We start from the raw sequence: 13,475 nt of genomic DNA on the forward strand, positions 1-13,475 counted from the left end.
AAGGAAAACCTTTAGGAGGGCCCCATGGCCGACATCAAAACCATCGACGAGCTGGACGCGCACGGCTTGCGCGCGCTCGTGCGCGTCGACTTCAACGTGCCGGTGAAGAACGGCGTCGTCACCGACGATACGCGCATCCGCGCCGCGCTGCCCACCATCGAGAAGCTCGTCGCTCAGGGCGCGCGCGTCGTGCTCATGAGCCATCTCGGCCGACCGGCGGGCGAGGGCTGCGAAGAGGCGTTCTCGCTGCGCCCCGCCGCCCAGAAGCTCTCGGAGCTGCTGGGCAAGCCCGTCGTGTTCGCAACCGACACGGTGGGCGACGACGCGCGCGCGAAGGCCGCGTCGCTGCGCGACGGCGACGTGCTCGTGCTGGAGAACCTGCGCTTCGATGCGCGCGAGAAGAAGAACGACCTCGCGTTCTGCGAGGAGCTGGCCGCGCTCGGCGACGTGTACGTCAACGACGCGTTCGGCACCGCGCACCGCGCCCATGCCTCCACGGCCGGCGTCGCGGCGCTGCTGCCGGCGTACGCGGGCTACCTCATGCAGCGCGAGGTGGGCACGCTCTCGGGCATGCTCGAGGAGCCGCGCCGTCCCTTCACCGCCATCCTCGGCGGCTCGAAGGTGTCCGACAAGATCAAAGTCATCGACGCGCTCATGGACACGTGCGACACGCTCATCATCGGCGGCGGCATGTGCTTCACGTTTCTGCTGGCTCAGGGCAAGCAGGTGGGCACGTCGCTCAAGGAAGAGGACTGGGTGGAGCGCGCGGCTGCCATGATCGAGAAGGCCGAGGCGCGCGGCGTGAAGCTGCTGCTGCCGGTGGACGTCGTCGTCGCCGACCGGTTCGCGGAAGATGCCGAAACGCTCACGGTTTCGGTCGGCGACATCCCCGGTGATATGATGGGCCTCGATATCGGGCCCGAGACGGCGAAGCTCTACGCCGATGCCGTGGCCGAGGCCCGGACCGTGTTCTGGAACGGCCCCATGGGCGTGTTCGAGATGCAGCCGTTCGAGGCCGGCACGAAGGCCGTGGCCGAGGCCGTGGCCGCCAACGCCGACGCGGACACCGTCATCGGCGGCGGCGACAGCGTGGCCGCCGTCAACAAGTTCGACCTGGCCGACAAGATGACGTTCATCTCCACCGGCGGCGGCGCCTCCATGGAGCTGGTGCAGGGCGAGGCCCTCCCGGGCGTGGAAGCGCTTAAGAAGTAGAAGATGTCCCGCACGGGGGCTTGCCCTCCATGCGGGATGTTTCGATGGAAAGGAAGACCTAATGGCACGCAAACCCATGATGGCGGGCAACTGGAAGATGAACAATACCGTGGCGGAAGCTGTGGTGCTCACGCAGGAGCTGTCCAATCGCTACAAAGGGTCATGGTCCGACCGCGCCGAGGTGGTAATCTGCCCGCCGTACGTCGACCTCAAACCGGCCGTGACCGTACTCGATTTCGACAAGACGAAAATCGCGGTGGGCGCGCAGAACGTATACTGGGAGCCGAAGGGCGCATTCACCGGCGAAATATCCATTCCCATGATCAAGGAGATCGGCTGTACGCACTGCATAGTTGGCCACTCGGAGCGCCGCGAGCTGTTCGGCGAGACGAACGAGGACGTCAATCGTAAGGTTAAGGCGTTGCTCGCGGCCAATATGACCCCCATCGTGTGCGTGGGCGAATCACTTGCGGTGCGCGACGAGGGCACCACTGACGAGTACGTCACCGCGCAAGTGCGTGCGGCCTTCGCGGGCGTCGAGCCCAACGATGTTGCGCGCAGCATCGTTGCTTACGAGCCCATCTGGGCCATCGGGACGGGTCGAACGGCGACGCCCGAGCAGGCTGAGACCGTGTGTGCCGCCATCCGCGTCACGCTCGCCGAACAGTTCGGTCCTGAGGCTGCGGAATGCGTCCGCATCCTGTACGGAGGCTCCGTCAATCCCGGCAATGTTGAGGGGCTCATGGCGAAGTCGGATATCGACGGGGGGCTCGTTGGGGGCGCAAGTTTGGATGCCGCCTCGTTCGCCCAGCTCGTCGAAGCGTGTCTGTAGTCCCGCCTTTCATTCTGAGCGGAGTGAACGAAGTGAATGCAATCGAAGGATCCCATGCGGCTTCGGTCGACGATCTCGCCTTGCCGGCATGCCTCATTATAATGGACGGATTCGGCTTAGCTCGGCCCGGTTCCGGCAACGCCATCTCACTCGCCGACACCCCGAACCTCGATAAGATGTTCGCGGAGCGCCCGTGGACGCGCCTTGAGGCGTCGGGTGAGGCTGTGGGCCTGCCTGAAGGGCAGATGGGCAACTCGGAGGTGGGGCATCTCAACATCGGCGCGGGGCGCGTGGTGTTCCAGGAGCTCACGCGCATCAACCGCGCCTGCGCCGACGGCTCGCTGGCGGCGAACCCCGTGCTGAACGACGCGTTCGCGGCGGCCGCGCGGCCGGGCGCGGCGCTGCACCTCATGGGGCTCGTGTCCGACGGCGGCGTCCATTCGATGAACGAGCACCTCTACGCGCTCGCGCGCGCCGCGAAGGCGGCCGGCGTGGGGCGCATCGTGGTGCACTGCTTCATGGACGGGCGCGACGTGCCGCCGAAGAGCGGCGCGGGCTACCTCGAGGAGCTCGAGGCCGTGCTGGCCGAGCTGGCCGACGACGCGTGCATCGCCGAAGTCGGCAGCATCTCGGGGCGCTATTACGCCATGGATCGCGACAACCGCTGGGAGCGCGTCGAGCAGGCGTGGCGCGCCATCGTGGCCGCCGAGCCGTGCACGGACGCGACGCCCGCCGAGATCATGGCGGCCTCCTATGCCGAAGGCGTCACCGACGAGTTCGTCGTGCCCACGGCGCTCTCCGACCGCGGGATGCGCGAGGGCGATGCGGTCGTGTTCTTCAACTTCCGTCCCGACCGCGCACGCGAGATCACGCGCGCCCTGGTGGACCCCGGGTTCGCTGGCTTCGATCGCGGCGCGTACCCGCAGGTGAGCTTCGTGTGCCTGACCGAATACGATCCAGAGATTCCCGCGCCGGTCGCCTTTGCGAAGGAGTTTCCCGAAAACGTCTTGGCCGATACGCTGGCCGAAGCGGGTCTTCGCCAATACCACATCGCCGAAACGGAGAAGTATGCTCATGTGACGTTCTTCCTGAACGGCGGCCGCGAAGAGCCGAAGGCGGGGGAGGAGCGTGCGCTCATCCCGAGCCCTAAAGTGGCCACGTACGACCTCAAGCCCGAGATGAGCGAGCCCGATGTGGCCGCCACGCTGGCCGCGGCCATCGACGACGGCGTGGCCGACGTCTATATCGTGAACTTTGCGAACTGCGATATGGTGGGCCATACGGGCGTCATCCCGGCCGCCGTGGCCGCCGTGGAGGCGGTGGATGCGGGCGTGGGCGAGGTGCTCGCAGCGCTCGAGCGCGCGGGCGGCGTGGCACTTATCACAGCCGATCATGGCAATGCCGACAAGATGATCGCCGAAGACGGCAGTCCCTTCACGGCTCATACGACGGCGCTCGTGCCTCTCGCGCTCGTCGATTTTTCGGGACGGGGACGAACGCTCGACGGCTCCGAGGGCGCGCTCTGCGACATCGCACCAACGCTTCTGGACCTTGTAGGTCTCGAAGCTCCGGCTGCTATGACGGGCAGAAGCCTTCTCGTGTCGGCGCATGCTTGCCCCGATCCGCACGTTTCGCTATACTGAATAACTCGCATACCGATATCACTTTGAACGAAAGAAGAGACCAACCTTGAACCCGCTTCTCATCATCACGCTCATTCTGCTCGTCGTTTCGGGCGTCGGCCTCATCGTATTTATCCTGTTGCATTCCGGCAAGGGCACGGGAATCTCCGATATGATCGCCAGCTCGGTGTACTCCACGCAGACCGGCACGAGCATCGTCGAGAAGAACCTCGACCGCATCACCATCGTGTTCGCGATTGTGTTCATGCTGTCGCTCATTGTGCTCATGATCATCTACCCGCATGGCACGATCGCATCGAGCTAGACGGCAAAATTGACGAAAAAGGTTCTTCACAAGGGGAGTCAGTTCGGGTAGAATAACCTGCGTTGCGCAAAGCGCGAGCAATGTCGGAGTGGTGGAACGGCAGACACGCTAGCTTGAGGTGCTAGTGCCCACACAACGGGTGTGCGGGTTCAAATCCCGCCTCCGACACCAGCAAAATCGAAACACCTGCTTCTGCAGGTGTTTTTTGCATTCGGGCCCAAAACTCCTGCATCGCAGCCTCAGGTCCGCCCTGCGTTCTGCCGCCTGGTGCATTCGGTCCATCACCGCGTATCTTCCGATAGGGTTTGGTGCGGCTTTCCGTCGTCAGTCGCGAAGTCGAGGAACGTGCGGACGATCGGAGACGGTTTGCGTCGTCGGTTCCAGGCGATTCTGATCTCTCGATATGCGGGGTGCTCGAGGTCGGTTGTAACGACCCGGTATGGGGCGCGCAGCAGGCTCAGCTCGTAATCGAGGCTTATGCCGAGTCCGCTTTCCACCATGGCTACGGCTACAGCGTCCTCGCGCACGCTGTAGTCGATGCGAGGGCGAATGCCATAGGCGCGGAAGTACGATCTGAATCGATTGCCGTCTCCCTCTTCGATCATAATGAAAGGATGCTTTTCGAATTCCGAAAGAGGGAGCGGGCAGTCTGTCGGACCGTCGAAATGCTCGGGAAGCACCGCGACGATTTTGTCGCGGAAGAAAAACCGGCTTTCGAACTTAGCATCGACCGGATCGACGAGAAAGCCAAGATCGACACGGCCCTCATGCAGCCAAGTCTCGATGTCGGAATAGGTGCCGTGCAGTATTTCGAAGTCGATCCCCGGATAGTCTGCTTTGAACGAGCCGATGATCCGGGGGAGTGCGTGGGTGGAAACACTGCTGAACGACCCGATACGCACCAGTCCCGTTTCCAAGCCTTTGCAGGCGTCGATCTGCTCATGAAGCGCTTCTTCGGCTGCGACGAGGTCTTGGACGAACGGAAGCAGCCTCTCGCCGTCCGACGTCAACGATACGCCGTTGCGGTTACGTGCGACGAAGGTCACGCCCCATTCTGCTTCGATCGAGTTCAGAAGATGGGTGATGCCCGATTGCGTGTAGCCGGTCTTCTCTGCGGCTTTCGTGAGGCTTCCGAGCCTCACGACTTCGATAAGCGTGCGATAGCGTCTGCTCATAAGCATGCAGCTTTCTCATGAATAAAATTATAAACATGCGTTTCACAAATATACAGCAGCCGCTTACCATATGTTTGGCAAAGATGCGGTCTATCGAAAAAAGGAGCAGCAGCATGTCTCAGAGGAAGAGCGAGCTTGTGCTTATCAGTATCGCGATGGCATGGGGTCTTTCGTGGCTGTTCATGAAGATGGGCATCGAGAGACTCTCGCCGCTCGATATCGTGTTCCTGCGCTTCTCCGTCGCCTTCATCGCGGTCGCCGTCGTATTTCGCCGCCGGCTGCGCGGCATCTCGCGTTCCACGGCGCTCTGCGCCTGTGCGAGCGGAGCCGTCCTTTTCGGGGTGTGTACGAGCGTCCTGTACGGACTCGGCACCACCATGGCCTCCACGGGCGGCTTCATAATCTCCGTCCAGGTGGTGTTCGTCGCTGTTTTTCAAGCCGTGCTCGTCAGGAAGCTGCCGCGGCTGGGGATTGTGATAGCGGCCGCGCTCTGCATCTCGGGCGTGTGCTTCCTCACCGATGCGAATCCGCTCGACTTCGATGCCGGCTCGCTATGGATACTGCTTGCAGCTTCCCTCAATGCGGTGTACATCGTGTTCGTCGGCTCCGTCTCACATCGGGTGGACTCCTTTCAGCTTGGGGCGTTGCAGCTGGGCGTCGCGGCGCTTCTTGCAGGCGCAGGGACGGTATGCTTCGAAACGATCGTGCTTCCCGCGACGCCGCAGCAGTGGATCGCCGTTCTCGGGCTCGGGCTTCTGTGCAGCGCATACTGCTTCGTGATGCAGCCCGTCGCGCAGCAGAATTCGACGCCTGAACGCGCGGGCATCATCTGGTCGTCGGAAGCATTGTTCTCGGCGGTGTTCGCGTTCGTCTTGTTGGGCGAGCGGTTTGCGCCGCTCAACTACCTCGGTGCCGCGCTCATGATGTCCGGTGTGGCGATCGCCTTGACGGATTGGGATCGAGTGCGAATGCGGCTGCGCGCCCCGACCGCGTGCAGTGCGGTCGACGGCGCCGAAGCATCGCGTTGATCGACTGGCCGAAGAGCGGCGAGGGCGGCGGCAAGGAGCAGGCGACGGCTTGTCGCCGACAGCCTCATTTTCATCCGACGGTTTCGAAAGTGCGCTATGATGGTCGGATCCGCCCGCATGTGGCCTTCGAGGTAAAGAGCGTCGCGCAACCCGTGCAGGCAGCCTGTCGGAGGGCCGGCCGCTTGCGAGGGACGGCGATTATTCCGTTCGAGCACGAAAGAGGACGCGCCATGGCCAAGGCGTTCGCATCGAAAAATCCCGTATCGCAGCGTATGCGCTCCATCAGGCGCGTGCTCTGGATCGTCCTCATGCTCAACCTTGCCGTCGCTGCGGCGAAGTACGTCTACGGCGTGATCAGCGGTTCGGCTTCCATGCAGGCCGACGGTATTCACTCGGTGTTCGACTCTGCCGGCAACGTCGTTGGGTTGGTAGGCATCGCGCTCGCGGTGCGCCCGGCGGACGAGGGGCATCCTTACGGTCACGCCAAGTTCGAGACCTATGCGAGCCTCGCCATCGGCGCATTGCTGCTTCTGGCTGCCTTCGAGGTAGGCTCGAGCGCGATCGCGAAGCTTGTTTCCGGGGTCTTTACGGTCGAGGTCACGCCGATCTCTTTCGCTGTCATGATAGGAACGCTTGCAGTGAACCTGGGCGTGACGACGTACGAGCGCCGCTGCGCGAAACGGCTTAAAAGCGAAGTGCTTGCGGCAGATGCCAATCACACGCTCTCCGACGCGCTCGTATCGGTGGGGGTTATCGTTGGACTCGTCGCGGTTTCGCTCGGATTTCCCATAGCCGATCCTATCATGGCGCTGGTGGTCACGCTTGCCATCCTCGCGACCGCCTACGATGTCTTCAAGCATGCATTCGCCACGCTTTCAGATCATGCGCGCATTCCCGAGGACGATCTTCGGGCGACGGCCATGTCGATTGCGGGTGTGCGGGGCGCCCACCGAATCCGCACGCGCGGCACGGAGGGCGAGGTGTACGCCGATCTGCATGTGCTTGTGGCTCCTGACATGACGGTGGTTGCAGCCCATGAGCTGGCGGAAGCGGTCGAGTGCTCTGTCCAGCGGCGCTATCCGAATGTGGTAGAGGTTCTCGTGCACATCGAACCCGATGACGGCCATGAAGAGTAGGACGATACAAGCGGTGTGTTTCGACGTGGGCTCGACGCTCATCAGACCGTGTCCCTCGGTGGCTGAGACGATGGCGCGAGTGGCGGCGGAGCGCGGTCATGACCTCACGGTGCGCGATTTCGAGCCGTATATGCCTGCGATGGACGCCTACTACGAGGCCGAATACTTGCGCGATGGCGACTTCTGGTGTTCGCACGAAGGGTCGACGGCCATCTGGCTCGATCAGTACCGCTACGTGTGCCATCTGGTCGGCATAGGACACGATGCTGACGGCATGGCTGGCGAGGTCCATGCGGCGTTCGAACGTTCCGACCACTGGGAAGCCTATCCCGATGTTCTGGGATGCCTGCGCGCGCTCAAGGAACTCGGGTTGCTGCTTGCCGTCGTCTCGAACTGGGACGCGGGTTTAGAAGATCTGCTGCGCGGCATGCAGCTGCTGCCGTACTTCGACGAAGTGGTGTCATCGGCAGTCGTGGGCTACCGCAAGCCCGATCCCGTCATATTCGATCTCGCATGCGAGCGCTTGGGTGTCGGGGCGGCGCATGTTGCTCATATCGGCGACCGTCCTGACGCCGACGGCGACGGGGCTTCAGCCGCAGGAATCCGCCCCATCATCATCGACCGTCGCGATGCGGAAACCGACTGTCCTCACGTCCGCGTGAGAACCCTTTCGGACATTCCAAGCTTGCTGTAGGTGATGCTTCACACGTCGAAGCCCCCCGGCCGGTTCGGACGCCCGGGCCCGCCGGCAGCGAAAGAGCTCCAACGAGCAGGCGGCTCTTGCGGGCGGAGGCGCATGGGATGAGGGGCTTTCGCACCTGCTCGGCGCCTCCGCACGTCCTCTCCCTGCGAGAGTCGCCTCGTAGGTTGCAGGTCTACTTGCGCCTTCCCGCGTTCGGGCCGCTCGTCCAGTGCCCCTCCTCCCAGAGGCTCTGCGCTACGGGCGCCCAGTGGTCGGCCGTAGCGTGCGTCTTGGCGCAGAGCGCTGCCGCGTCCTCCGGCTCTTCCAGGTCGGTAGAGTGCGCGCCCGAGGCAGCCACCATCTGGGCCAGGCGGTCTTTGTTGTCTAGCACGGGGCAGGGGCGCAGGTGGTTGTCGTTGAACGGCTGGTTGTCGTGGTAGGCCATGAACAGCGGCCGCTTGAGCGCTTCGAGGATAGGCGTGGTGCGGATGTTCGCGTCGGAGAAGTGGATGAACGCGCAGGGCTCGATGTCGCCGTTTGCATTGATGTGCAGGTAGCGCCGCCCGCCGGCGATGCAGCCTTGCGTGAACTCGCCGTCGTTCCAGAAGTCCATGGTGAAGATGGGCTTCGTCTTACGGAAGGCTCTGATCTGGCGGTACATGAACGCACGGTCCTCGGCTGTGGCAAGGAGGTCGGTCGGCGCCGAGGCCCCCACGGGCATGTAGGTGAAGAACCAGGCGAACTTTGCCCCGCGCGCCACGAGGTCGTCGATGAACGCCTCGCTGCCGATGGAGGCGGCGTTCTCGTGCGTGTAGCAGCATGACACGCCGAAAGGCAGGCGGTGGCGCTTGAGCACGGCCATGGCGTGCACGACGGCCCGGTACGTGCCGGAGCCGCGGCGGGCGTCCGTGGCCTCCTCGAAGCCCTCCACCGAGATCGCGGGTATGAAGTTCCCCACGCGCAGCATGTCCTCGGCCAGCGTGTCGTCAATGAGGGTCGCGTTTGTGAACGCCGTGAACGCGCAGTCGTCATGCTTCTCGCACAGCCGGATGATGTCCCGCTTGCGCACGAGCGGTTCGCCGCCCGAGAACAGGTAGAAGAACACGCCCAGCTCCTTGCCCTGCTCCACGATGGAGTCCAGCTCCTCGAACGAGAGGTTCAGCCGATCGCCGTACTCGGCAGCCCAGCAGCCGGTGCAGTGCAGGTTGCAGGCGCTCGTGGGGTCCACGAGCATGGCCCACGGCACGTTGCAGCCGTGCTCGGCCGCTGCGGCGTCCTGGCGGCGCAGGCCGATGAGGCTTGCGTTCACGAGGAAGTTCTCGATCGCCTTCTCGCGCACGCCGGGATCGATATCGGTCCACAGGCTTCTTAGTAACGTCATCCAGTTGTTGTCGGGATCGTCGATTACCTGGTGGAACAAAGCACGTTGCTCCACCAGGTAATCGTTGGGCATCAGCACGTCCACGGCCCTGAGGATCTTGGGCAGCTGCACATCCGGGTCGCCCCCTTGCACGTATCCGAGGATGGTTCGCGCGATCGCTGCCTGCGCGCTTTCGGCCAGCGTCTTCTTCGTTTCCGCCATGTACCGCTCCTTTGTTGTAGAACCCCGTTCGCCCCAAGGGCCGTGCTGCGCGCCCGTCGCAGCGAAGGCCGCCGTAAACGGCGGCCTTCAATATCGACCGGGCACGTCGGTTTTTCGATACAGCAGTATAAAAACGATGTTTTACACGAGCATTGCAAAGGCGGATCGTTCAACGAATCGTAACGCGCACGTGAAGATGCGTCTGCGTTAGACCATCCCGAGCCACACGGCGATCTTCGGAACGTAGCCCATCGCAAAAATCGCCAGGATGAGCGCTGGGATGCCGAATTTAAGCCATAACCGTGACCAGGCTGGGAATCTTGCGCCTTTGCCGGCGTCTGCTTCAGCCAGAAAATTATCCCAACCCCAACCGCTCTTTGTGACACAGAACAAGACGAAAAACAGGCTGCCGAGCGGCAACAGGTTGTTTGAGACGATAAAGTCCTCGATGGATTGGATGTCGCCAAGAGCGGGCACGGTCACGCCGGAGAGCACGTTGAATCCGAGGGCGCACGGCAAGCTGAGCACCGTAACGATACCGGCCGTGCGTGCAACGGCTGTTCGGCGCGTCCAGCCCCACTTGTCCATCGACCAGCTTATGAGGTTCTCGAACACCGCGATGATGGTGGACAGCGCGGCGAAGCTCATGAACACGAAGAACAACGCGCCCCACAGCTGGCCGAGCGGCATTTGGTTGAATACGCTGGGCAACGTGACGAACACGAGGCCCGGCCCGCTGTCAGGCTCCACCGCGAATGCGAAGCATGCCGGGAAGATAATGAGGCCAGCCATGAGCGCTACGGCTGTGTCCAGCCCGCAGATGCGCAGCGCCTCGCCGGTGAGCGAGCGCTCCTTGCCGATATAGCTTCCGAAGATCTCCATGGCGGCGATGCCCAGCGACAACGTGAAGAACGCCTGGCCCATGGCTGCGAATACCGCGTTGCCGAACGTGGCCCATTGTTCTGCAGCCGTTGCGCCTGCAAACAATTTGCCGAAGTCCGGAACGAGGTAGAACGCAAGGCCCTCCAACCCTCCCGGCAGCGTGACGGCGCGTATCACGAGCAGCGCCATGATGCCCAGCAGGCACACCATCATCGCTTTCGTGATGCGCTCGACGCCCTTCTGGAGTCCCAGGTTGCACACGAGGAAGCCCAGCACGATGACCACGAGCATCCATCCCACGAGTTCAGTGGGATTCGCCAGCATGCCGTTGAACACGGCGCCGACGCCCGCGCTGTCCAGGCCGTTGAACGCTCCCGTGCCCATCTTCACCACGAACGACAGCATCCAGCCGCCCACCGTGGTGTAGAACATCATGAGCACCATGCACCCGATGTAGCCCCACCATGAGAACCAGTGCCATCTACCTGACGGCTGCAGCGTGTCAAAGGCCTTCGCCGCGCTCTTTTGGCTGGCGCGCCCCACGGCGAACTCCATTACCATGACGGGAAGCCCCAGGATGACAAGGAACACGAGGTACATGAGCACGAAGGCCGCGCCGCCGTATTCCCCCGTGATGTAGGGGAAGCGCCACACGTTGCCCAGGCCGATAGCGCATCCTGCCGATATCAGGATGAATCCCAATCGCGACCCGAACCGCTCCCGTTCGCCGGTCGTCTCGATCTTCTCGGCTCCGGCGGCTTCTGCTCTCGCCATACCACGTCCCTTCGCAGCTTGTCTTGTACAAGATTGCCCTGTTGGCAAAACGTTGCAATTGTACAGCAAACAGATTCGGAAGGGGAGGCGGATAGGGGAAGGACGGGGAGCGGCGGAGTCGGGGAGGACGGGGGCTTCTCGCTCGCATATCAGTCAGAAGCTTCTCGATGGTTCGAGAACGACGGAATGAAAGAAAAACCCGCCGCGCGTTGCCGCATGGCGGGTCATGGTTTCGTGGAGCGGACGACGGGGTTCGAACCCGCGACCCCGACCTTGGCAAGGTCGTGCTCTACCAGCTGAGCCACGTCCGCTTATAGGGCTGTACAACATTCGCAGGCACAAAGGAAAGCGAATGGAGGCGACGCCCGGATTCGAACCGGGGGTGAAGGCTTTGCAGGCCTCTGCCTTACCACTTGGCCACGTCGCCACGCAGCGATCCGTCATGAAAAGGCCGGTCAAACCAAGTACGAATGACCGGCCTTGCACTGACGATGGAGCGGACGACGGGGTTCGAACCCGCGACCCCGACCTTGGCAAGGTCGTGCTCTACCAGCTGAGCCACGTCCGCATCGCGAGGAAATATGATATCCGAACGTACCGGGGCGCGCAAGTCCTTTTTTCAATTCGGTAGAAAATCAGGTTTCGGAGCCGGTCCGTGTGTCGTCGGTGCGGCAGTCGGGCGGAACGTGCTCTGGCTTGGGCTTGATGCCGGTTCGCCTTCGGCGAGAGCGTTTCGGTTCAGGGCCGCGCCTATCCACAACTATAGCCCCGCAGGACCGAAGGAGGGCTCTTCGATGGACTCGGGAGCTTCGCCATCGAAGCAGCGGACCCAGTTCATCTCGACAAAGCGCTCGACGTCCTCGCTGCTGTAGCCGAGTTCCTCCATGACGGCGGCGGTGTCGTAGCCTACTGGCTTCGCGCGCGTGATGACCGGGTCGCCCACGCTTTTCAGTCGCACGGGCGTCGTGGTGATGGCATGCTCGCCGATGCTGTCGTAGCGGATGGGCCGAAGGATGTCATTGGCGTAAGCTTCCTCATCGCGCATCACGTCGTCCATGGTGTTGCACATCGCATAGGGGACGTCTTTCTCCTTGAAAAGAGCCTCCCAGTACGCCCAGTCGTGTTGCGAGAAGGCATCGGCCATCATTTGGATGACGGTGCGCACCTCTCCGTTTGCATTGATATGGGCGCAGTTTGCGAAGCGTTCGTCCTCGGCGTACTCCTCGAGGCCGATCAGGCGCATGACGAAGGGATACCATGCATCGTACGATCCGTAGCAGATGAGGAACCACACGCCATCGGACGTCTGGTAGGCGTTGTTGGTGGGGCAGGGGGCCTCTTTGCGGTTCTTCGGGAACGGCACGCCGAAGGGTTGGGAGACGACGGGTACTTGCATGGCCCACAGCGCCATATGGTGCAGGTTCACGGTGACCAGGTCGCCGACGCCGGTTTTTTCCGCACGCCAGAGCGCGCTCATAAGGCCCATGCCGAGCGCGATGCTCGCGTTCCAATCGCCGAACGCCGCCGGCATATTGCCGGGCTGGAAGTGCTCGTCATCCTGCGGAATGGACATCAAAAGCCCACCGCGTGCCGAGTAGCAGGTGGCGTCGAAACCCTTGGCGTCCTTCATGGGGCCGCGTTCGCCGTAGCCGCGCATCTGGCCATAAACAAGTTTGGGGTACTTCTCATGCAGGGTCTTGTAGTCGTAGCCGAGCCGCTGGAGCGACGGATTGCGAAGGCTCGTCACGAAGATGTCCGCTTTGTCCAACAACTTCGACATGATTTCTCGTCCGCCTTCCGTGCGCATGTCGAGCGAAAGGAATCGCTTGTTGGCGTTGCTCATATCGAAAGCGGGGTTGTCCATGCCGAGCTCGGGCATGCCGAAGCCCGGCCCGTCCATGCGATGAAGGTTGCCCGAAAGCGTCTCCACCTTGTACACGGTGGCTCCGAGTTCGCCGAGTTGCCGTGGACAAGCTGGCATGGCAACGTAATCGCCCAGTTCGACGACGACGAGGCCCTCGAGACCGCGAGGGACGGTTTCTGGTCGTTCGGTCATGTCCATCTCCTTTGCATTGGCACACGTTTCTAAACCATGGAGACAGTATAGGCGAGGGGCGGCGCCACGTCTCTGAGAGATGGCTGGATCTCTCCGGAAGCTCGACAACGAGCGAGTTCGAGGTTCGTGAGAGGCGCACAGGGCATCCCGAGCTTCAAAGGATCTGCAT

At 62.6% G+C, this 13,475-nt stretch carries 11 protein-coding genes and 4 tRNA genes; 8 read left to right on the plus strand and 7 right to left on the minus strand.

Annotation, left to right across the window (positions count from 1 at the left end; translation table 11 throughout):
- Positions 1-24 precede the first annotated feature (24 nt).
- The 5 genes from C2L71_RS03300 (at position 25) to C2L71_RS03320 (ending at position 4,162) form a co-directional block, all read left to right on the plus strand.
- Positions 25-1,212 (plus strand): phosphoglycerate kinase, encoded by a 1,188-nt coding sequence (locus C2L71_RS03300; RefSeq protein ID WP_103264367.1) that lies wholly within the window; start codon positions 25-27, stop codon positions 1,210-1,212.
- A gap of 61 nt (positions 1,213-1,273) precedes the next feature.
- The gene (tpiA, locus tag C2L71_RS03305) at positions 1,274-2,044 is read left to right on the plus strand and encodes a triose-phosphate isomerase (protein ID WP_103264368.1); all 771 of its coding nucleotides are present in this window, start codon (positions 1,274-1,276) and stop codon (positions 2,042-2,044) included.
- Between the two features lie 32 nt (positions 2,045-2,076).
- Complete coding sequence (gpmI, locus tag C2L71_RS03310) at positions 2,077-3,687, plus strand: 2,3-bisphosphoglycerate-independent phosphoglycerate mutase (RefSeq protein ID WP_103264369.1); 1,611 nt, start codon at positions 2,077-2,079, stop codon at positions 3,685-3,687.
- A gap of 46 nt (positions 3,688-3,733) precedes the next feature.
- On the plus strand, positions 3,734-3,991 hold the full coding sequence (gene secG / locus C2L71_RS03315) for a preprotein translocase subunit SecG (protein WP_103264370.1): 258 nt from the start codon (positions 3,734-3,736) through the stop codon (positions 3,989-3,991).
- An 82-nt stretch (positions 3,992-4,073) separates the two neighbouring features.
- A tRNA-Leu gene (locus C2L71_RS03320) sits at positions 4,074-4,162 on the plus strand.
- A 110-nt stretch (positions 4,163-4,272) separates the two neighbouring features.
- On the opposite strand, the gene C2L71_RS03325 is transcribed toward C2L71_RS03320, so the two are convergent.
- A complete protein-coding gene (locus C2L71_RS03325) occupies positions 4,273-5,172 on the minus strand; it encodes a LysR family transcriptional regulator (RefSeq protein ID WP_103264371.1) in 900 nt (299 codons plus the stop codon).
- A 107-nt stretch (positions 5,173-5,279) separates the two neighbouring features.
- Between C2L71_RS03325 and C2L71_RS03330 the strand changes: the two genes are divergently transcribed.
- From C2L71_RS03330 to C2L71_RS03340, 3 genes are all read left to right on the plus strand, one after another.
- Entirely contained in the window at positions 5,280-6,194 is a 915-nt protein-coding gene (locus tag C2L71_RS03330) for a DMT family transporter (RefSeq protein ID WP_170042426.1), read from the plus strand.
- Positions 6,195-6,424: 230 nt separating this feature from the next.
- A complete protein-coding gene (locus tag C2L71_RS03335; RefSeq protein WP_103264373.1) occupies positions 6,425-7,330 on the plus strand; it encodes a cation diffusion facilitator family transporter in 906 nt (301 codons plus the stop codon).
- Positions 7,320-8,024: an HAD family hydrolase gene (locus tag C2L71_RS03340; RefSeq protein WP_103264468.1), complete on the plus strand. Its 705-nt coding sequence runs from the start codon at positions 7,320-7,322 to the stop codon at positions 8,022-8,024. The genes C2L71_RS03335 and C2L71_RS03340 overlap by 11 nt, the downstream gene beginning before the upstream one ends.
- A 181-nt stretch (positions 8,025-8,205) precedes the next feature.
- Here the strand turns inward: C2L71_RS03340 and C2L71_RS03345 are convergent, their stop codons facing one another.
- The 6 genes from C2L71_RS03345 to C2L71_RS03370 all read right to left on the minus strand — a co-directional run bounded on the left by C2L71_RS03345 (position 8,206) and on the right by C2L71_RS03370 (position 13,306).
- Entirely contained in the window at positions 8,206-9,594 is a 1,389-nt protein-coding gene (locus tag C2L71_RS03345) for a radical SAM/SPASM domain-containing protein (protein ID WP_103264374.1), read from the minus strand.
- Positions 9,595-9,801: 207 nt separating this feature from the next.
- Positions 9,802-11,250, minus strand: coding sequence for a sodium-dependent transporter (locus C2L71_RS03350; RefSeq protein WP_103264375.1), 1,449 nt, complete (start codon positions 11,248-11,250; stop codon positions 9,802-9,804).
- 235 nt (positions 11,251-11,485) lie between these two features.
- Positions 11,486-11,561, minus strand: a tRNA-Gly gene (locus C2L71_RS03355).
- A 42-nt stretch (positions 11,562-11,603) separates the two neighbouring features.
- A tRNA-Cys gene (locus C2L71_RS03360) sits at positions 11,604-11,677 on the minus strand.
- A 65-nt stretch (positions 11,678-11,742) separates the two neighbouring features.
- A tRNA-Gly gene (locus C2L71_RS03365) sits at positions 11,743-11,818 on the minus strand.
- Between the two features lie 192 nt (positions 11,819-12,010).
- Entirely contained in the window at positions 12,011-13,306 is a 1,296-nt protein-coding gene (locus C2L71_RS03370; protein ID WP_103264376.1) for a CaiB/BaiF CoA transferase family protein, read from the minus strand.
- Positions 13,307-13,475: the final 169 nt, after the last annotated feature.

Origin of the sequence: Enteroscipio rubneri (assembly GCF_002899715.1) — a bacterium.
In the GTDB taxonomy this organism is placed as follows: domain Bacteria; phylum Actinomycetota; class Coriobacteriia; order Coriobacteriales; family Eggerthellaceae; genus Enteroscipio; species Enteroscipio rubneri.